This is a genomic window from Lacticaseibacillus suibinensis (genome assembly GCF_003946175.1).
Taxonomy (GTDB): Bacteria; Bacillota; Bacilli; order Lactobacillales; family Lactobacillaceae; genus Lacticaseibacillus; species Lacticaseibacillus suibinensis.
This window is the reverse complement of sequence record NZ_RHOK01000011.1, coordinates 1-19,930: the sequence shown is the minus strand read 5'-3', so window position 1 is coordinate 19,930 and position 19,930 is coordinate 1. Positions and strand designations below refer to the sequence as shown.

At 53.6% G+C, this 19,930-nt stretch carries 17 protein-coding genes and 1 riboswitch; of the genes, 13 read left to right on the top strand and 4 right to left on the bottom strand.

The genetic code is table 11. The features are described from left to right. The first annotated feature begins 9 nt into the window (after positions 1-9). Genes EKM90_RS06845 through EKM90_RS06835 form a run of 3 tightly spaced genes read left to right on the top strand, consistent with a single transcriptional unit; the run spans position 10 to position 4,330 of the window. On the top strand, positions 10-678 hold the full coding sequence (locus EKM90_RS06845) for a tetratricopeptide repeat protein (protein WP_225422764.1): 669 nt from the start codon (positions 10-12) through the stop codon (positions 676-678). Then, on the top strand, positions 671-3,100 hold the full coding sequence (recD2, locus tag EKM90_RS06840) for an SF1B family DNA helicase RecD2 (RefSeq protein ID WP_125581013.1): 2,430 nt from the start codon (positions 671-673) through the stop codon (positions 3,098-3,100). Before EKM90_RS06845 ends, recD2 begins: the two co-directional genes overlap by 8 nt. Before the next feature lie 12 nt (positions 3,101-3,112). Further along, on the top strand, positions 3,113-4,330 hold the full coding sequence (locus EKM90_RS06835; RefSeq protein ID WP_125581011.1) for a GNAT family N-acetyltransferase: 1,218 nt from the start codon (positions 3,113-3,115) through the stop codon (positions 4,328-4,330). A 51-nt stretch (positions 4,331-4,381) separates the two neighbouring features. Here EKM90_RS06835 and EKM90_RS06830 read toward each other — a convergent pair whose 3' ends face one another. From EKM90_RS06830 to EKM90_RS06820, 3 genes are all read right to left on the bottom strand, one after another. Further along, positions 4,382-5,332 carry a diacylglycerol/lipid kinase family protein gene (locus EKM90_RS06830; RefSeq protein ID WP_125581008.1) on the bottom strand — a complete coding sequence of 317 codons (951 nt, stop codon included), beginning with the start codon at positions 5,330-5,332 and terminating at the stop codon, positions 4,382-4,384. Between the two features lie 125 nt (positions 5,333-5,457). After that, positions 5,458-7,140, bottom strand: coding sequence for a ribonuclease J1 (rnjA, locus tag EKM90_RS06825; RefSeq protein WP_125581006.1), 1,683 nt, complete (start codon positions 7,138-7,140; stop codon positions 5,458-5,460). A gap of 3 nt (positions 7,141-7,143) precedes the next feature. Then, the gene (locus EKM90_RS06820; RefSeq protein ID WP_125581004.1) at positions 7,144-7,356 is read right to left on the bottom strand and encodes a DNA-dependent RNA polymerase subunit epsilon; all 213 of its coding nucleotides are present in this window, start codon (positions 7,354-7,356) and stop codon (positions 7,144-7,146) included. A 205-nt stretch (positions 7,357-7,561) separates the two neighbouring features. Between EKM90_RS06820 and EKM90_RS06815 the strand changes: the two genes are divergently transcribed. Beyond that, entirely contained in the window at positions 7,562-8,008 is a 447-nt protein-coding gene (locus EKM90_RS06815) for a hypothetical protein (protein ID WP_125581002.1), read from the top strand. A gap of 38 nt (positions 8,009-8,046) precedes the next feature. Here the strand turns inward: EKM90_RS06815 and def are convergent, their stop codons facing one another. After that, positions 8,047-8,601 (bottom strand): peptide deformylase, encoded by a 555-nt coding sequence (gene def / locus EKM90_RS06810; RefSeq protein WP_125581001.1) that lies wholly within the window; start codon positions 8,599-8,601, stop codon positions 8,047-8,049. 188 nt (positions 8,602-8,789) lie between these two features. Next, positions 8,790-8,953, top strand: a riboswitch (M-box (ykoK) riboswitch). Between the two features lie 236 nt (positions 8,954-9,189). Here def and EKM90_RS06805 point away from each other — a divergent pair. The 9 genes from EKM90_RS06805 to typA all read left to right on the top strand — a co-directional run bounded on the left by EKM90_RS06805 (position 9,190) and on the right by typA (position 19,635). Further along, positions 9,190-10,002, top strand: a complete 813-nt coding sequence (locus EKM90_RS06805; protein ID WP_125580999.1) for a hypothetical protein — start codon at positions 9,190-9,192, stop codon at positions 10,000-10,002. A 264-nt stretch (positions 10,003-10,266) separates the two neighbouring features. Then, positions 10,267-11,373: a pyruvate dehydrogenase (acetyl-transferring) E1 component subunit alpha gene (pdhA, locus tag EKM90_RS06800; protein WP_125580997.1), complete on the top strand. Its 1,107-nt coding sequence runs from the start codon at positions 10,267-10,269 to the stop codon at positions 11,371-11,373. Positions 11,374-11,375: 2 nt separating this feature from the next. After that, positions 11,376-12,353 carry an alpha-ketoacid dehydrogenase subunit beta gene (locus EKM90_RS06795; protein WP_125580995.1) on the top strand — a complete coding sequence of 326 codons (978 nt, stop codon included), beginning with the start codon at positions 11,376-11,378 and terminating at the stop codon, positions 12,351-12,353. 15 nt (positions 12,354-12,368) lie between these two features. Then, on the top strand, positions 12,369-14,045 hold the full coding sequence (locus tag EKM90_RS06790; RefSeq protein ID WP_125580993.1) for a dihydrolipoyllysine-residue acetyltransferase: 1,677 nt from the start codon (positions 12,369-12,371) through the stop codon (positions 14,043-14,045). 3 nt (positions 14,046-14,048) lie between these two features. Beyond that, complete coding sequence (lpdA, locus tag EKM90_RS06785; protein ID WP_125580991.1) at positions 14,049-15,452, top strand: dihydrolipoyl dehydrogenase; 1,404 nt, start codon at positions 14,049-14,051, stop codon at positions 15,450-15,452. Positions 15,453-15,583: 131 nt separating this feature from the next. After that, on the top strand, positions 15,584-16,462 hold the full coding sequence (locus tag EKM90_RS06780) for a Rossmann-fold NAD(P)-binding domain-containing protein (RefSeq protein WP_125580989.1): 879 nt from the start codon (positions 15,584-15,586) through the stop codon (positions 16,460-16,462). Further along, complete coding sequence (locus EKM90_RS06775; RefSeq protein WP_125580987.1) at positions 16,459-16,737, top strand: UPF0223 family protein; 279 nt, start codon at positions 16,459-16,461, stop codon at positions 16,735-16,737. The genes EKM90_RS06780 and EKM90_RS06775 overlap by 4 nt, the downstream gene beginning before the upstream one ends. A gap of 4 nt (positions 16,738-16,741) precedes the next feature. Beyond that, on the top strand, positions 16,742-17,512 hold the full coding sequence (locus EKM90_RS06770; protein ID WP_225422760.1) for an inositol monophosphatase family protein: 771 nt from the start codon (positions 16,742-16,744) through the stop codon (positions 17,510-17,512). Between the two features lie 278 nt (positions 17,513-17,790). Continuing rightward, complete coding sequence (gene typA, locus EKM90_RS06765) at positions 17,791-19,635, top strand: translational GTPase TypA (protein WP_125580985.1); 1,845 nt, start codon at positions 17,791-17,793, stop codon at positions 19,633-19,635. Positions 19,636-19,930 lie beyond the last annotated feature (295 nt).

The window sequence follows — 19,930 nt, the reverse complement described above, 5'->3', positions numbered from 1 at the left end:
GGCGAAGCAATGAGTGAACAAGCCATGATCAAGCAGTTCAATCAAGGTGACCATGATGCCGCCATTCGTGAAGCCGTTCAGCGCATCGATGACAAACCGACCGACCCGAAACGCTACGCGGTGCTGGCCACGATGCTGATTGGCATCCACGCTTTTGATGAAGCCAGCCAGTTGTTGGTGCGCGCGCTGGGGCTGTTTCCTAACCATCCAGAATTGACGTATGATGCCGGCTTATTGGCTTTCAGCCAGGAAAACTTTGACCTCGCCAGCAAGTACTTCAAGCAACTGGCGCAAGGGCAAGGCAGCTTGCAAACTGATGCCCAATACATGCTGGCGCTGAGCGAGCAGCATGCGGGTCGTACCCAAAAAGCCTTGGCTTACGCGCTCACGGCCCATGAAGCCGCCCCAGAAAAGGTGGACGCCGCTTTGCTGGCGGCCCAGCTGTTGCTCGGTTTTGGGGCGTTTAAGGATGCTAGTCGGCTGCTGAAGCCGTTTCTCAAAATGAAAGATGCCGGGGTGCTATTCACTTATGGCATGGCGCAAACTGGCGCTGGCATTGATGGCCAAAAGTGGCTGGATGAAGCCAAGGCGCTCGATCCTAAAGGCTACCAAAGTAAAGTCGGTCAGGTCCGCGATATCGCCGGTTTTTTGAAAGCGCAAGGTCAAGCCGATGAATGAAGCTGAACAGCCAACAGTCAGTGGTCGGGTCAAGAGTCTTTTCTTCCAAAGCCCGACTTCTTTTTTTAAGATCATTCTGATCACCATCACGAAAACCAACATTCAATGGCCTGATGACGAAATTGTGGTCACCGGGAATTTTGGCGACATCAAAGAAGACGAAACTTACACCTTCGTCGGCAAAGTGGTCAATCATCCGAAATATGGGCTTCAATTTGCCGCGGATAATTATCAGGTTGACAAGCCGACCTCCAAGCAAGGCTTGGTGGCTTATTTGAGCTCGGATCGCTTTCCTGGTATTGGCACCATTACCGCGCAAAAAATTGTGGATGCGCTGGGGGTCAAGGCGATTGATAAGATTCTCAAGGACGAAAAGGTGCTGATTCCGCTCGGCCTGAATGCAGCCAAGCGCGCGGTGCTGGTGGACAATCTGCAGCTGAATTTGGGGATGGAGCAGGTCATCATTGGCCTCAATGACTTTGGCTTTACGTCGAATATGGCAGCTAAAATCTATCAGCTCTACAAAACCGATGCGCTGGACGTGATTGAGGAGAATCCTTACCAGCTGATTGCCGACATCGACGGGATTGGGTTCAAACGGGCGGACGCGATTGCGGCGCGGATGCACATTGCGCCAGATGCCCAAATTCGCTTAGGCGGCGCGGTATTGGACGAACTCAGTCGCATGACAGATGGTGAAGGCGATACCTATGTTGAGTTGCCGATGCTGATCAATAATGCGGTGGGCCTGCTGGAAGGCGCGCGCAATGTCGAAATCGATCCCAATCAGGTCGGCCAAGCGATCTTAACCCTGACCAAGAAAAATCAACTGTATGTCGATGGCCAAAAGGTGTTCCCGAAGCGCCTCTATGATGCCGAAGGCGAAATTGCCACCCGGCTCAAACAACTGCTCGGCGATGACACCAAAGCCTCCAAACACACGGCCAAAGTCATCAAGCAAGTGGAAAAAGCGCAGGGGATTGCCTATGACGACACTCAGCGCGAAGCCATCCAAACCGCAATCGAGCAGCCTTTGTTTCTGTTCACTGGTGGCCCAGGGACTGGTAAGACCACGGTCATCAATGGGATTGTGCGGGCGTATGCGGCGCTGAATGATTTGAGCCTTGACGTCAATTCCTATCACGATGAGCCGTTTCCGTTGATGTTGGCGGCGCCGACTGGCCGTGCCAGCAAGCGCATGATGGAAACCACCGGCCTGCCGGCGAGCACGATTCATCGCCTGCTGGGTTTGGCCATTGATACGCAAGATTATGAGCCCAAAGAGTTGCCTGATGGCCTGCTCATTGTTGATGAGATGTCGATGGTGGACACTTATTTGTTCCGCACGTTGCTGGCGGCGTTGCATCCTGGCATCAAGTTAATTTTGGTGGGGGATAAAGATCAGCTGCCCTCAGTCGGACCGGGGCAGGTTTTCGCTGACTTGCTCCGCAGTCATACACTGCCGGCGTTGGAACTGACGCATATTCATCGCCAAGACGCTGACAGCTCCATCATTCCCCTGGCGCATGCCATCAACACCGGTAAGCTACCGGCTGATTGGCAGCAAAATCGCGCTGACCGCTCGTTCATTCTGTGCCCGCCGGAGCAATTGCCGCGGGTCGTGGGACAGGTCGTGGGGCGGGCGGCTCAGCAGTTTGATCCCGCCGATATGCAAGTGCTCGCGCCGATGTATCGCGGCACCGCCGGCATCGATCAGCTTAATCCTTTGATTCAAGACATTCTTAATCCCAAAAAAGATGCCCGCACCAAGGAAGTCGATGCGGGCCTGGTGCATTACCGCATTGGCGACAAGGTGCTCCAGCTGGTGAATAGCCCGGAGCAGAACGTCTTTAACGGCGAGCTGGGCATGATCACTGGTATTACCATGGCCAAACAAGCCGAAAGTAAAACGGATGAATTGACCATCGACTTTGATGGCAACGAGCTGCAGTATAAACGTAGCGATTGGACCAAAATTACGCTGGCGTATGCCACCACGATTCATAAGGCGCAGGGGAGCGAGTTTCCGGTGGTTATTTTGCCGCTGACTTTGGGTGCGCGACGGATGCTGCGGCGTAATTTGCTGTACACGGCTGTGACCCGGGCGCGTAACTACTTGATTTTGCTCGGCGATCCCCGCGCTTTTGAACTGGCGGTGCAGGCCGTGGCTGATAATCGCAAAACCGCGTTAGTGGCGCGATTAACAGCGGTGTTGCCTGCTAAATTCACCCTCGTCAACGCGGCAACCGACGCTGGGCCAGTTGACACTCCGCCGAATGCTTTAGATAATGGAACCAAAGCGCCTGCCGCGCCAGCCGATTTTCGCTTGACGCCGGCCTTAGTGATGGCGCAGACCATTGACCCGTTGATTGGGCTGAATGGTCTCACGCCGCAGCAGCTTGCCGCTGCGGCCAAAGCCTAGAAGGAGTTTGGTATGGAAGACGATAGTCGAAGCGGGTTAGAAATTCGACCCGTGACCCCGCATGATCTAGAACAATTTAATAATTTGCTGGCCTATGTGTTTCAGGTGACCGCCAAGGAAGTCGAAGAATCTGGTTATGAAGACGGTGAACTGGAACGCGCTAAACGGCCGGTGCTCGAAAAATCCGATGTCATCGGGTGGTGGCACGGCGATGAGCTGATTTCTCAGCTTGCCGTCTATCCGTGCCGTGTGAATATTCACGGCCGGGTCTTTCAAATGGGTGGTTTGACTGGCGTTGGGACCTATCCCGAATACGCCGGTCACGGCTTAATGCATGATTTGGTTAAGTTGGCCCTTCAACATATGCGCGAACACCAGCAGTGGATTTCTTACCTTTATCCTTACAGCATTCCGTTTTACCGGAAAAAAGGCTGGGAAATCATGTCCGATCATTTGACCTTCGATGTTAAAGACACCCAGCTGCCAAAATCCGTGCCGGACATGCCAGGCCATGTTGAACGGCTGGAAATTGATGATCCGGATGTGATTGAAACCTACAATCGCTTTGCCTTGCACAATCATGGGGCGATGATCAGAAATCAGCTGAACTGGGACGAATACTGGCGCTGGGAAGATGAAGACGAGCGAATTGCCGGTGTGTACTACGATGAAAACGACCTGCCCCAGGGTTATGTCTTGTATTGGATCGCTGATGAGGTTTTCCACATCAAAGAGATGGTGTACAACACCCAAGAAGCCCGCAGCGGCCTGTGGAATTTCGTGGCGGCGCATTTCTCAATGGTGGAGCATGTCAAAGGCAATATCTACAAAAATGAACCGCTGCATTTTCTGTTGGATGATGGGGACATCATGCAAACCATTCATCCGTACTTTATGGCGCGGATTGTCGATGTCGCCGAATTTCTGAAGGCGTATCCCTTCGTGGAACCAGATAAGCCGGTGCACTTTGTGGTCAGCGACCCCTTAGCGGAATGGAATGTGGGCGTTTTTGGCCTGTGGTGGGATGACAAAGGCCAGCTGCACGTGACCGATCGGCCCGTGGGTGAGGCAGTCAAAATCGATATTGCCACTTTAACCACCATGCTGATGAGCTATCGGCGGCCGTCGTATTTGGCGCAAATCGAGCGCTTGCAGGCTAGCCCCGCGGCGATCAAGCTGCTGGAGCGGATCATTCCCATGGAAGAACCATACTTCTCTGATTATTTCTGATGCGAATCAAAAACCGGCGGTCAACCTTGATGAAGGTTGGCAGCCGGTTTTTTAATCGAGTTTAAACCAGAAGCGTTGGGTGGTGGTGGTGAATTCGAGCTCAAAAGACCGGGTGCCCATCTCTTCGCCGTCCATTTGCCCCGGTTCCAGGGCTGTGGTTTCAAGCCGCAGATGTTTGCCCTTGAGGTAGTGGACCTGCGGATATTGCGCGGCCTTGCCGCGAATCATTTGCACCAGCAAAAACAGGAAGGCAAGCCAGTTCGGGTGCTCAACGACCACTAAATCTAGCAGGCCATCGGTGGGCGTGGCTTGGGGCATAAACCGAATACCCCCGCCAAAATAGGGGTGATTGGTGGCGTCTACCAGGAAGGCCCGGGGGATGAGCTCCATTTTGCCAGCTTGGTCGTAAACCACCACGTCGAAGGTTTTCGTTGTAAAGAAGGTTTTAACGCCGGAGAAGAAATAAGATAACTTGCCTAGGTACAGCCGATTCAAAATCCGTTTGATGCGGCTATGGGTGTTGGAAGCGACCACGGCGGCATCGAAGCCGATGCCGACATTGTTGACGAAATACCCGGTTTCATGGTGCGTATGTTCGGTGTAGCGGCCAATATCTAAGGTCAGCGGTGCCTCTGATGCCAGGACTTGGGCCAAGGCTTTCATCGGGTCCTCGCTGAGGCCAACGCCGCGCGCGAAGTCGTTGCCTGAGCCAGCCGGAATGTAACCGACAGGCAGGTCGCTTTGCGACGTCATCCGCAGGCCGGTGATGGTCTGATTCAAGGTGCCATCACCGCCGATGGTCAACACCACTGCGTCTTGGCGCTCATTGAAGCTGCCAATTTGCCGCGCCAGTTGGATGGTATGGCCGGCGTAGCGACTCACCCGCGTTTCATAGGCGATTTGCCGCGCGTCGAGTTCGGCTTTCACGGCATGGTAAATTTTAACTGCGTTGCCCGAACCGGCAGCGGGGTTGAAAATAATGTAGTAGAAGCCAGCGGCCATGTGGGGATCCTCCTCAAAAATCACTAATGCCGATTATACCGATTAGAATAAATTGACACAACTGATTGCCATAATCCACTAAAAAAGCACCCAAATGTTTAAGGTTCACATCTGAGTGCCAGTTCTTACAAGGTAATCAGCATTGGCAAAATCACAGGGTGGCGTTCGGTCTTATCAAACAGGAATTCCTGCAGGTTAGACGTGATGGCCTCTTTGAGCATGCCTTCAGTGACTTTCTCGTTTTGCTTGAAGGTATTCTTGATGGTCCGGTAGACGCGATGCTGCGCCTGGTTGATCAGCTCGCCGCTTTCTCGCATGTAGATAAAGCCGCGTGACAGCAGGTCAGGACCAGCGAACACCGCTTGCTTTTGCATGTTGATGGTGGCGACGACTACGACCAAGCCTTCTTCCGAAAGCAGGCGGCGGTCGCGGATGACGGCGTTACCGATGTCGCCAACGCCATTGCCATCGACGTAAACATCGCCAGCCGGGAAGTGGCCAGAACGCCGCGCGGTGTCGGCCGTTAAGGCGAGCACATCGCCATTGTCCATGATGAAGCAGTTTTCTTCTGGGACGTGGCATTCTTGGGCTAACTCGGTGTGAATTTTCAGCATCCGGTATTCCCCGTGAATTGGCATGAAGAACTTGGGCTTCATTAGCCGCAACATCAGCTTCTGTTCTTCCTGACCACCGTGACCAGAGGTGTGGACGTTGTTGACCTTACCATGGATGACAGTAGCGCCGGCTTCTTCCAGCTCGTTGATCACGTGGTTCACTGAAACAGTGTTACCAGGGATGGGGTTGGAAGAGAAAATGACGGTGTCGCCAGGTTGAATGGAGATCTGGCGGTGGGTGCCATTGGCAATCCGCGACAAGGCGGCCATCGGCTCACCTTGCGAGCCGGTGCAGAGAATCATGACCTGGTCGGCGGGCATTTTGTTCAATTCATGCGGGTCGATCAGTTCGTCATCTTTGACATCCAAGTAGCCAAGTTCCCGGCCATTGACCATCGCGGTTTCCATCGACCGGCCGAAGACGGCAATTTTGCGACCATGTTCACGAGCGGCCGAAATGGCCTGAGCCATCCGGCTGATGTTGGACGCGAAGGTGGCAAAAATGATGCGCCCTTCAATGCCATCGAGAATATGGCGAATCGAGCGGCCGACGAAGCGTTCGGACTTGGTGAAGTTCGGAATTTCGGCATTGGTACTGTCGGACATCAACAGCAGCACGCCTTCCTCACCGAGCTTGGCCATGCGCTGCAAGTTAGGGGCAGGCTGATCGCCAACAGGGGTTAAGTCGAACTTATAGTCCCCGGTTTCCACAATGGCGCCGTAAGGGGTGTGCACCGCCACGCCCAAGGTATCTGGGATACTGTGGGTGGTGCGGAAGAAGTCGATCCACAAGTTTTTGAACTTCAGGACGTCTTCTTCTTTGAGTTCATGTAGCTCGGTGGTGCGTAGCAGGCCATGTTCTTCCAGCTTGCCGCGAATCAGCGCCGCGGCCAACGGTGGGGCATAGACTGGGACGTTTGGTACTTCCTTGAGAAAATAAGGAATGCCGCCGATGTGGTCTTCGTGCCCGTGGGTAATCACCAGGGCCTTAATTTGGTCTTGATTTTCCACCAAATAGGAGTAATCGGAAATCACGTAATCAATCCCAAGCAGGTCATCTTCTGGAAACTTGATCCCAGCATCGATGACGATGATTTCATCTTGGTATTGAACCCCGTACATGTTCTTCCCAATTTCTCCTAAGCCGCCGATGGCAAACACGGCGACTTCGTTTTTCTTAATATTGAGTTTCATATATTAAAACTCCGTCAGTTTGAAATCAGCAGACTTTTTTTCATAGTCCAAAAAGTTGCCGGATAGCTCTTGCACGAGTTCGATGTTGTAGGGGGTGTTTTTTTCCACCAACGCTCGCGCAATGGCTGCAGAATCTGCTTCAAGATAAAGGGTCTGGGTGGTTTCCCGCTTCGGGTTGCGCACCTTGTCTGATTGATATAAAACTTTGTAGATCATAAAAAAAGCTCCTTTTTATCCGCGAAAAAGGCGCACCAAGGCGCGCGACTTCGCAATTTTTGCCGGTCAAATGTTGAAAACTCAACAGTTACAAACATTTTAGCATAACTGCGGCGGTTTCGCTATGGACCCCGCAGGCACCGTTAAGCTTCGGTCGGCGCGGCTGGCGCCCAATAGCGTATAATGTAAGAAAGGAAGTGAACGCATGTATTGGTTGATCTTGGTTTTATTGCTGGGCATCGCGGCGGCAGTGGTCATCTGGTGGCGCATCATGCGGCGGCGCCAGGCCTTACGGTTGTTTATGCATCACAGTCAAAAACTCACCGATCAAATCGTGGCGGAAAGCCTGACCGCCTTGCATTGGCCATATCAACCGCCGCTGCGTTCCGCGCCAGTGGCGGATGTTTGGGGTCATGGCATTATGGGCTTTGAGTACGAAACCGCCACGCCGAAAATCACGATTACCGCTGGCCAGCTGCAAAAGCAGTTGGAACTGATTGCCAACCAGCAACATATTGCCAGCTCTGATCCACAGTACCCAGCTTTTGTGGTCACCGATTTTTGGCAGCGGGCTGGCGTTGTCCACTTTGATGTCGCTTTTGTGACCAACGCGCCGACCATCGCTTATTTGCAGGATATTCAGCGCGTCTAGGCCATAAAAAAGACCGGCGCGCTGGCCGGTCAAATCACTTAGTCGATCAAAACACCTTCAGGCGTCATCTTGAACGGTGTTTTTTTGTTGATGTGGTCATAGAACAAAATCCCATTTAAGTGGTCGATTTCATGTTGGCAAACAATCGCCGCATAGTTCTTGAGGCGCACCTTTTTGGTTTCGCCTTCAAGGTTTTGGTAGCGAATGGTGATGCGATCATGCCGCACAACGTAACCTTCAATGTCTTTGTCCACGCTCAGGCAGCCTTCGCCTTCGGAGAGGGCGGCGTCTTGCACCGAGTTGGAAATAATCACGGGGTTAATGAGGGTTTCTTGAAATAAAATCGTGTCATCCGGGCCGGGCACGAGTACAGCCGCCATGCACTCAGAAACGCCGACTTGCGGCGCGGCCAAGCCAACGCCGGGCCGCAGTTTGTATTTCTTGTTTTCCTCTTCGTCTTGGCTAATGACCAAGTATTGCATCAAATCGTGTGCGAGTTGTTGGTCGGCCTCAGATAAGGGGAATTGAACTTTTGCTGCCCGCTTACGCAGGACTGGATCGCCGTCGCGGGTAATGTCTTTCATTAGATACAAGGTTTTGACCCTCCAGTTTGTCAATTTCTTTTCTACTCTAGCACAATTAACCGCTGCGGTGAACGGATGGCGGTTAAAAACTCGCTGCGATTGAAGATGAGAAAATGCTCATTTAGGCCGGTACAGCAGCGTTTGCAGTTGACTTTTTCACCTGAAGTCCGTATAGTAGAGGGCGTAGGTAAATAACTGGTGCTTTCCGTTAGGTGAGGCTCCTATACGAACAATGCTGCTGCTCAGAAACATCCAGAGATGCCAATGAGTCAACTGCGCTTGTCTACAAAGGCTTGCGCTAACGTAGCTGAAGAATTTTTTCTAGGCGTATAGTGCTAAAACTAAACGATTGGGATGCAAGAACTGCGCGCATACTCAATCGGTGTGCGTTTTTTCTGTTTCGCAGAAAAATGACCCAAGGTGGAACTTGGGGGCACAACGGCGGGTGAATGAAAGAAGGTGAGCACATGAAACAAGCAGTTGATGGTGGTAGTCCGGACAATGCAGATCCCGGAAGGCTTGATCGTGTGCCACCACTTATATGCCATAAGTAATAAGGCGCATCGCTAAGCCTCTCTGGGAAGAGAGGAGCATACGATGTTGATGCAAGTACAAAGTGGCTTGAGTCAAGCTCAAGTCCAAAAAAAGCAATTCGGCACCACTCAGCGTGCCCACACCCTGCGGCCAACCTTTCCGCTTCGTCAGCTCGCAGTGCTGACGCTTGGCCTCGCATTGTTGGCGGACCGCCTGTTTGACCAAGCCTGGCTGGGCCTAGTACCGGTTGCCTTGGCCGCAATCCTGATCTTGGCCGCACGCCATGTGTTTACCCACTGGACCATGCGGCTCGACGCTGATCGCCCAGTGCTCGTGATTCGCGACGGGTTGCGCCGGGCAATGAAGTGCAACAGTTTGGTCGTCGGTGACGTGGTCGAATTCAACGCCGACACGGTTTTGCCGTTTGATGTTGAAACCAACGCACCGGTGCAAGTTGCCGGCTGGCTCAAGTTGATTTTGACCTTGACCAACCAAACTTGTGCCGCAGGGTTTGCCCCTGCTGGCAGCACCCTACTGGCTGATGCCCAGGTGGTCGTGGTGGCCACTGGTGATCAGCGAATGGGTGTGCAACTGACCCACGCCGTTTTTTCTGGGCAGCAGGCGTTAAGCCTGTGGGCCTTTGCTAAGATGGGGCTTCACCTCCTACTTAGTCAATGCAAAGCGCTTGGCCAATGGTTCGTTGGCCTGCGCTTTAGTCAAGTTAAAGCCGTATCGGGCTGGGTTTTGCCTGATGCGCAAGGTTTTACGCCGATCGTGTTCGATCGGTCCCTGGTCGACAACCGGCAGGCGGCAAAAGAAGCAGCCTTCCGATATCACCAGGATCCTGTCACGTCGCCCAGTCCCGTAGCAGGTTAATCAAGGATGATGCAAAGTTCCCACCAGCCAGTGGGGACTTTTTTTGTGCCGCATGATGTCCACTGTTATCAATCAATTCTTAAAACTGTTTCAATGAGATTGTGAGGCCTTTCACAGTTGCTGTAAAGGCATTTCACTTTTTCAATCTTAAATGTAAAACGCTTGCATTCCGCATTTTGTGATGATAGGCTTGATTTGTAGGAAATGTAACTAATACAGTTACACAAAAATAATGAAACAGTACAACGAAAAGAGGGACTGATTATGGCAAAGCATGCAGCGGTTGATTTCGAGCAGTTGTTAAGCGGCCAGGCAACAGATTTTCCTGAGATCCAGATTCTTAATGAAACTGGCGAGGTGGTTAATCCTGATTTGATGCCTGACTTAGAAGATGATCAGCTGGTGGCGTTGATGCGTCAAATGGTGTGGTCACGGGTCCTTGACCAGCGGGCCACGGCGCTGAACCGGCAAGGCCGCTTAGGCTTTTATGCACCGACGGCTGGGGAAGAAGCCAGCCAGTTAGCCAGTGCGTTTGCAATGAAGAAAACGGATTGGTTGCTGGGCGGCTACCGTGATGTCCCGCAGCTGATTCAACATGGCTTGCCGCTGGCCAAGGCGTTCTTATGGTCACGCGGTCATGTCGTCGGCAATGAGTATCCGGCCGATCTACACGCCTTACCGCCGCAAATCATCATCGGCGCCCAGTATGTACAAACTGCTGGTGTGGCTTTAGGTCTGAAGAAAAATGGCAGTGATGAAGTGGCCTGGACGTATACCGGTGACGGCGGGACCTCACAAGGGGACTTCTATGAAGGGGTCAACTTTGCTGGGGCGTTCAAAGCGCCTGCCATTTTAGTTGTGCAAAACAATGGCTTTGCGATTTCCGTACCGCGGGCCAAGCAAACTGCAGCGGAAACCTTGGCGCAAAAAGCAGTCGCCATGGGGATTCCAGGGATTCAAGTGGATGGCATGGATGCCTTGGCCGTTTACGAAGTGATGAAGGAAGCACGGGCGTTCACGGCCGCGGGCAACGGTCCCGTACTGATTGAAACGCTGACTTATCGTTACGGACCGCACACCCTGTCTGGGGATGACCCGACCCGTTATCGCAGCAAGGAAACCGATGAACTTTGGCAAAAGCGCGATCCTCTGATTCGGATGCGCCAGTTCCTCACCTCAAAGGGGTTGTGGGACAAGGAGCAGGAAGATGCGTTGATTGACCAAACCAAAGCTGAAATCAAAGCGGCCATCAATGAGGCGGATCAAGCGCCGAAGCAAACCGTTTCCCGTTTTCTGAAAGATACCTATGAAGTGGCACCGCAGAATGTCAAAGCCCAGCTAGCAGCCTATGAAGCAAAGGAGGCTAAGTAATCATGACTCAGAAAACGATGATTCAAGCGATTACCGATGCCCTAGATATCGCCCTGAAAGATGATCCGAAAACCCTCGTCTTCGGTGAAGATGTCGGCAAAAACGGCGGGGTCTTCCGCGCCACCGATGGCTTGCAGGCCAAGCATGGCGAAGACCGGGTGTTTGATACGCCGCTGGCGGAAAGTGGCATTGGCGGCTTGGCGATTGGCTTAGCCTTAACTGGTTGGCGGCCGATTCCTGAAATTCAATTTTATGGGTTTATTTTTGAAGTGATGGATAGTATCGGCGGTCAGATGTCGCGGATGCGGTATCGCATGGGCAACACCCGGCAAATGCCGATTACCATTCGGGCACCGTTTGGTGGGGGCGTGCACACGCCAGAAATGCACTCGGACAACTTCGAAGGGCTGGTCGCCCAATTCCCAGGTATGCGCGTGGTCGTGCCAAGTAATCCGTATGATGCCAAAGGGTTGCTGCTGGCCTCGATTCAAAGCAATGATCCCGTCCTGTTCCTCGAACACATGAAACTGTATCGCTCCTTCCGCGGCGAAGTGCCTGAAGGGAGTTACACCGTGCCGCTGGATCAAGCGGCAGTGACTCGGGAAGGCACAGACCTTACCGTCGTGACCTATGGCGCGATGGTGCGCGAGGCCATCAAGGCCGCAGATGAATTGGCCAAAGACAATATCAGTGTGGAAATTATCGACCTGCGGACAATTGCCCCGCTGGACACGGCTACGATTATCCACTCGGTAGAAAAGACCCATCATGCGGTGGTGGCCCAAGAAGCCCAGCGCATGGGCGGCGTCGCCAGCACAGTGATTGCCGAAATTTCGGAGCACGCCATTTTGAGTCTGGATGCCCCAATCGGGCGGGTCGCGGCGCCGGACACACCGTTCCCATTTGGTGAAGCGGAATCCATCTGGCTCCCGAACGCTAAGGATATTGTGGCCCAAGTCAAAGCGACGTTGGCATTTTAAGGAAGGGACATCATCATGGCATACGAATTTAAATTACCTGATATTGGCGAAGGAATCGCTGAAGGCGAAATCGTCAAATGGCACGTGCAACCTGGCGACACCGTTCAAGAAGACGATACCTTGGTCGAAATTCAAAACGACAAGTCTGTTGAAGAAATCCCTTCTCCAGTGAGTGGGAAGATTTTGAAGGTCTTGGTGCCGGAAGGGGAAACCGCCACCGTTGGCGAAACCCTAGTGGAAATTGATGATGGCAGCGGCCCGGCCGCAGCAACCGCGCCAGCGGCTCCTGCTTCAGCCGCACCTGCCGCACCGGCGCCGGCGAGTGGTGAAGGCCGCTACGAATTCAAATTGCCGGATATCGGTGAAGGGATTGCCGAAGGGGAAATCGTTAAGTGGCACGTCAAAGTCGGCGATCACGTCGAAGAAGACGACACCTTACTTGAGGTCCAAAACGACAAATCAGTTGAAGAAATTCCGTCACCCGTGACTGGCACTGTCACCAACATTCTGGTGGCAGAAGGCGAAACCGCCACAGTGGGGCAAACCTTGATTGAGTTGGATGCCCCAGGGTACAACGCGCCGGCCGCCGCTCCAGTGGCGGCTCCGGCAGCCCCTGCGCCTGCGACCCAGGCCGCACCAGCAACAGCGGCACCAGCAACAGCGGCACCAGCAACAGCGGCACCAACAACAGCGGCACCAACAACAGCGGCGGCACCAGCCGCTCCAGTGGCGGCAGTCGATCCCAAACGTGAAATCTTGGCGATGCCTTCAGTGCGGCAATATGCCCGCCAGCAAGGGGTCGACTTAAGTCAGGTGCCAGGCACCGGCAAGCGCGGGCGGATTTTGAAAGCTGATATTGATGCCTTCAAGGCGGCCCCAGCCGCGCCGGTGGCGGCCGCTTCAGTGCAGGCGGCACCAGCCTCTGCGGCCAAACCAGCACCAGCTAAGCCAGCGGTCGCGGCCTATGCGCCAGCCGCAGACGTCGCAGCGCTGGAAACCCGGGAAAAGATGACGCCAACGCGCAAGGCCATTGCCAAAGCCATGTTGGCCTCCAAGGCTCGCAGCCCGCATGTGACCAGCTTCGATGACGTTGAAGTCTCTAAGCTAATGGCCCACCGCAAAGCCTACAAACAGATTGCGGCCGATAAAGGCATCAAGTTGACCTTCCTGCCGTACATTGTGAAGGCTTTGGTCACGATTTTGCGGGACTTCCCAGCGCTGAATGCTTCGATTGACGACAGCACTGACGAAATTGTGTACAAGCACTACTTTAATGTTGGCATCGCCACGAACACCGAGCACGGTTTGTATGTACCAGTCATTAAAGACGCCGACCGCAAATCAGTGTTCCAAATCGCCAAGGAGATCAGCGAGAATGCCCAAAAGGCCTATGATCAGAAATTGCGACCAAACGAAATGACCGGCGGCTCGATGACGATTTCGAACGTTGGCTCGATTGGCGGCGGCTGGTTCACGCCAGTCATCAATCAGCCGGAAGTGGCCATTTTAGGCGTGGGCAAGATTGCTAAAGAGCCATGGGTCAATCCGGCAGGCGAAATCGTGGTTGGCAACATGCTCAAGCTGTCGTTGAGCTATGATCACCGCATCATTGATGGCGCGCTGGCGCAAAACGTCCTGAATGAACTGAAGACACTACTGGCAGATCCTGATCTGCTGCTGATGGAGGGATAGCACATGGTCGTGGGAGATTTTGCAATTGATTTAGACACGGTGGTCATTGGTTCTGGCCCTGGCGGCTATGTGGCGGCGATTCGCGCTGCTCAAATGGGTCAGAAAGTGACGGTGATTGAAAATACCTTCATCGGCGGGGTGTGTCTGAACGTGGGGTGCATTCCCAGCAAGGCTTTGATCAACGCGGGGCATGCCTTCCAGGCGGCGCAAGGGGGGAGTGTCTTTGGGGTTCAAAGCCAAGGGGCAACCCTGGATTTCGCCAAAACCCAAGACTGGAAGCAGCACCAGGTGGTGGAGAAACTCACCGGCGGCGTGGGGATGTTATTCAAGAAGCATCATATTGACGTGGTGTGGGGCACTGCCTTCTTGAAAGACGACCATAGTCTGCGCGTGATGCAAAAAGATTCGGCGCAGACCTACACCTTCAAAAATCTGATCATCGCGACTGGCTCGCGGCCGATTGAAATCAAAGGTTTCAAATTCGGTCCTCATGTGGTTGATTCCACTGGTGGTCTGAATCTGCCAGCAGTGCCGAAGGAGTTTGTGATTATTGGCGGCGGTTATGTGGGTTCGGAACTGGCTAGCGCCTACGCCAATCTGGGTGCCCATGTCACAATTTTGGAAGGCACGCCATCAATTTTGCCGAACTTTGAAAAAGACATGGTGCAACTGGTCACAAAATCGTTCCAAAAGCGTGGCGTGACTGTCATTACCTCAGCCATGGCGAAACAGGCGGAAGATACCGCTGATGGCGTCAAGGTGACCTACACGGTGGACGGCCAGGATCAAACCATTGCGGCGGATGCCGTCATGGTCACGGTGGGCCGGCGCCCGAATACCGACAACCTCGGCTTAGAAATTGTGGGCATCAAAACCACAGAGCGGGGGCTGATCGAAGTCAACGCCCAAGGTCAAACCAATGTGCCTAACATTTATGCGATTGGTGATATTGTTGCCGGCGCCGCCTTGGCCCACAAGGCCAGTTACGAAGGCAAAGTGGCAGCTGAAGCCATCAGCGGCAAAAAGGTCGCGGTGGATTATCGGGCGATGCCGGCGGTGTGCTTCACGGATCCGGAACTGGCCACCACTGGCCAGACCTTGGCGGAAGCCAAAGCGGCGGGCATCAAGGCGAAGGCCGCTAAGTTCCCGTTTGCCGCTAATGGCCGGGCCATCAGTCTGGATCAAACCGATGGCTTTGTGCGCATGGTGACCAATGAGAACGGCACCTTGATTGGCGCTCAGGTGGCTGGCCCTGGTGCTTCAGATTTGATTTCTGAATTGACCTTAGCCGTGGAAACTGGGATGAATGCTGAAGATATTGCCCTCACTATCCACCCACATCCAACCTTGGGTGAAGCCATTATGGACGATGCAGAATTGGCCTTGGGCATGCCGGTGAACATCTAATAACGCTTCAGCAGGTGCGGCTTTGCCATTGGCGGAGCCGCATTTTTGTGGGCGCGGTAATTTGTGACCTAAATGTATTAATATTCTTCCTTGAAATTAGATAAAATTGACTTTATCTGGGAGGACATTTTATGAAAAAAGTTGTGGTATGTGGGCAAAGTGTTGCCACGGCCGAAATTGCCAGTCGATTAATCCAAAGTCGCTTGCCGCTGGCGGTGATGATCAGCGCTGCGCAGCCCGAGGCGCTGAATTTAGCGGCCTTGAGCGCGTTGAGCGCAGTGTGTGACAATCCGTTCAGCAAGGCCACGCCTAAGCAATTCGCGACGGCTGACGTGCTGGTGCTGACGGACTACGCCGAGGCCGGGGACCTCACCGCGAATTTGGCGGGGATGCGCAAAGTGATCAACGAAGCCATGGCAGCAGGTTTTGCTGGGAAAGTGATTGTCGCGATGCAAGCCAGTGAGTTGGGGACTTACTTTGCGCAACGCTTTTCGGGGTTACCCAAGACCGCGGTGCTGGGGCTCGGCACCATGGCACTGACGCAATGCTTCGAGCGTCAAATCGCCACCGCGTTTGACGTGCCCGCAGATGCGGTCACGGCGTATGCAGTGGGGACGCAGCAGGATTTTGCCTTGCTCTGGAGTCGGGCGTTTATCGGTGCGACGGCGGTGATGAGCCTATTGCAAGGTGAAGATGGGGCGGCTTTGATGACCCAGTGCACGGAGGCCTGCACGACCTTTGCGGCCAATGTGGATGCTGCGGTCGCGAGTCGCCTGGTGGAGCGACTGCTCGCCGCCTTATTTGGCCGCGCCTTGATTGCACCGGTGGCCAGCCTGTATGATAATGAGGCCAGGCCGACGGTGTACGCGCGGCCGGTGCAAATTGATGCCCGCGGGGTGACGCCAGCTTTTGAAGTCAAAGGCTCTGAGGCCGAACGCACCCAGCTGGAGGCGTGCCTCACCCGCCTCGCAGCGCAAATTGCGGCCGTGGAAGCAGGAGAAAAAGCATGAAACCGAATTATGAATACCCGTTAGACTTAGACTGGTCGCAGGCCGATATGGTCAAGGTGACGACGTTTTATCAGCTGGTGGAAGATGCTTATGAAAAAGGGGTCAACCGGGCCAACTTACAAGCCGCTTATCAAGGCTTTAAGCAGGTGGTCCCGACCAAAGGCGAAGAGCGCCAGCTTGGCCGCGCCTTTGAGGCGGTATCTGGTTACTCGTTCTACCGAGTCGTCAAGCAGGCGCAAGCCACCACGGCTAATCGCTTTAAAATGAAGGAGTGACATTGTGGAAATCAAAGCCCTCGATGAAACGGTCAAAGGCTGGCTACAAGTTAGCCGCCAGCAAATTCTGGCAGCGATGCAGCAACCCCTGACCGTTGCCACCAAAAGCAATCGCAATGATTTAGTCACGAATGTCGACAAAGCCAACCAAGCCTTTCTGATCAAGCAAATTCACGCCGCTTTTCCCGACGCCAGCATTGAAGGAGAAGAAGGGCAGGCGGCCAAGGCGGATCGCCTGGCGGGGCTGGTGTTCTTCGTCGATCCGATTGATGGCACGATGAACTTCGTCAAGCAGCAGGCCAACTTTGCCGTGATGATTGGCGTCTATCAGGACGGCCAGCCGCTGTATGGCGCGATCATGGATGTGATGCGCAACGAGGTGATTTCCGGTGGGCCAGACCTGAAACCCAATCTGAATGGTGAGCCCTTGACGCCGCCGCTGGATCGCCCTTTTGCAGCCAGTTTGGTGGGCATTAGCGGGCCGATGGCGATCAAAAACCGCCTGCATCTTGGCGAATTAGGCTTAGCCTCATCCGGGGTGCGGATGTCAGGCAGCGCGGGGATGGAATTTAAAAGCATCGCCTTGGGCCGTTTAGGCGGGTATGTGTCATGGCTCCAGCCTTGGGATGTCGCGGCAGGCCTTGCCATTGGTCAAGGGTTTGGGCTCGTGGTGACCCGCGGTGATGGCCAGCCGCTTGACTTACTGGAAGCAGGGGTCGTGGTGGCAGGCATGCCTCAAGTCCATGCGGCCTTTATTGCCGGCATGAATGCGTAACCAGGAAGTGCAGGCGGGGTTTCTTTTCAGAAAGTCTATCCACACCCCCGCCTTTGTGCTATAATTTCAAAACGAAGACTGCCTCGCATGAGGCATGTTTTTTTGAGCAAAAAAAGCGGTGTGCTTGCGGAAACGACGAAAGCCGCCGCCTGAGTCAGGACGCAACGTCTCCTGATGGCCTGGCGGTTGAACCGCGCAGGTCGTGCAGCCGATGAGGCGAGGCAGCAGTCAAGTCGTGCCCTTGAGAAGCAAGGCACGCTGAAAGGAAGTTTAGATACTTGAAGACACGTGACGATATTCGGAATATTGCGATCATTGCCCACGTCGACCATGGTAAGACCACCTTGGTTAACGAAATGTTGAAGCAATCCGATACCTTACCAGAACACACCCAAATTGGCGATCGGGCAATGGACACCAATGCCATCGAAAAAGAACGTGGGATCACAATTCTGTCCAAGAACACCGCCGTGAAGTATGGCGACACCACGATTAACATCGTGGATACGCCAGGGCACGCGGACTTTGGTGGTGAAGTGGAACGGATCATGAAGATGGTCGACGGCGTTTTGCTGGTTGTGGATGCGTTTGAAGGCACTATGCCCCAGACTCGCTTCGTTTTGAAGAAGGCTCTGGAACAACACCTGACCCCAATTGTGGTCATTAACAAAATCGATCGTCCCGGTGCTCGTCCCGCCGAAGTGGTGGATGAAGTGCTTGAACTCTTCATCGAACTTGGCGCTGACGAAGACCAACTTGAATTCCCAATCGTTTATGCTTCCGCGCTGAACGGGACTTCCAGCTACTCCGATGATCCGGCTGACCAAAAGCACACCATGGTGCCGTTGTTCGACACCATTTTGAAGACGATTCCAGCGCCTGTCGATAATTCCGACGAACCGCTGCAATTCCAAGTGTCCATGTTGGACTACAACGACTATGTGGGCCGGATCGGGATTGGCCGCGTCTTCCGCGGCACGATTTCCGTTGGGGATAATGTTACCGTCATGAAGCTTGATGGTAGCAAGAAGAACTTCCGCGTCACCAAGATCTTCGGGTTCTTTGGCTTGAAGCGGGTAGAAGTCCAAACCGCTAAAGCTGGCGACTTGATTGCCGTTTCCGGGATGGAAGACATCTACGTGGGTGAAACCGTTGCGGCGGCTGATACCCCAGAAGCTTTGCCAATTCTGCGGATCGATCCACCGACCTTGCAGATGATGTTCATGCAAAATGACAGTCCGTTTGCCGGTCGCGAAGGCGACAAAGTGACCGCCCGCAAGCTGGAAGACCGGCTCAAGGCGCAGCTGCAAACTGACGTGTCCTTGCGCGTTGAAGACACCGACCGCGCCGGTGCTTGGATGGTTTCTGGTCGTGGTGAATTGCACTTGTCCATTTTGGTTGAAGAAATGCGCCGCGATGGCTTCGAGCTGCAACTGGGCCGGCCAGAAGTCATCTATCGCGAAATCGATGGCCAAATGATGGAACCTTACGAAGAAGTCCAAATCGACGTGCCAAGCCAATACACCGGCACGGTTATCGATGCGATGGCGCAACGTAAAGGTGAAATGCAAGACATGGCTGATGAAGGCAATGGCCAAACTCGGCTGGTCTTCTTGGCACCATCCCGAGGCTTGATTGGTTACTCCACTGAGTTCCTTTCATCCACTGGTGGTTACGGGATCATGAACCACACCTTCGAAAAGTACATGCCAGTTGTTAAGAACTGGACCCCAGGCCGGACTAACGGTGCTCTGGTTTCCATCAACGCCGGCACGGCGACGACTTACTCCCTGCAAAGCATTGAAGAACGCGGGCAATTGTTCATCGATGCGGGGGTGGAAGTTTACGAAGGTATGATCGTCGGCATGAATAACCGGGAAACTGACATCGCGGTTAACGCGACGAAGGGGAAGAACCTGACCAACACCCGGGCGGCTGGTAAAGACCACGCAGCTGCCATCAAGACCCCAAAGGACATGAGTTTGGAAGAGTCCATTGAATTCTTGAATGACGACGAGCTGTGTGAGGTGACCCCAGAAAGTGTTCGCCTGCGTAAGAAGATTTTGAACACCGGCGAACGTCAAAAAGCAGATAAGCGCAAGAAGATTGCGGCTTCGAAGTAATGAAGCAGAAGGCAGCCGCCAACCAGCGCATGGTTGGCGGCTGTTTTTTATGGCCGGTTTTGGTTGGCTAAATCAAGGGAAAAAGGTTTCAGAACCGGCTGCAGACCGGTATACTTAAACCAGCAAAGCCGAATAGTAGAAACAATGTAAGCACCTAATAACAGACCGGATATGAATGCTAGCTTCTGGGCGATATGATTGCCTCATCAAATATGGTGAGGTGATTTTTATTGGATGAGAAGCCAGAGATTGTTCGCATCAAATTGGAAGAGGATCAACGCCGGCAGACTCAGAA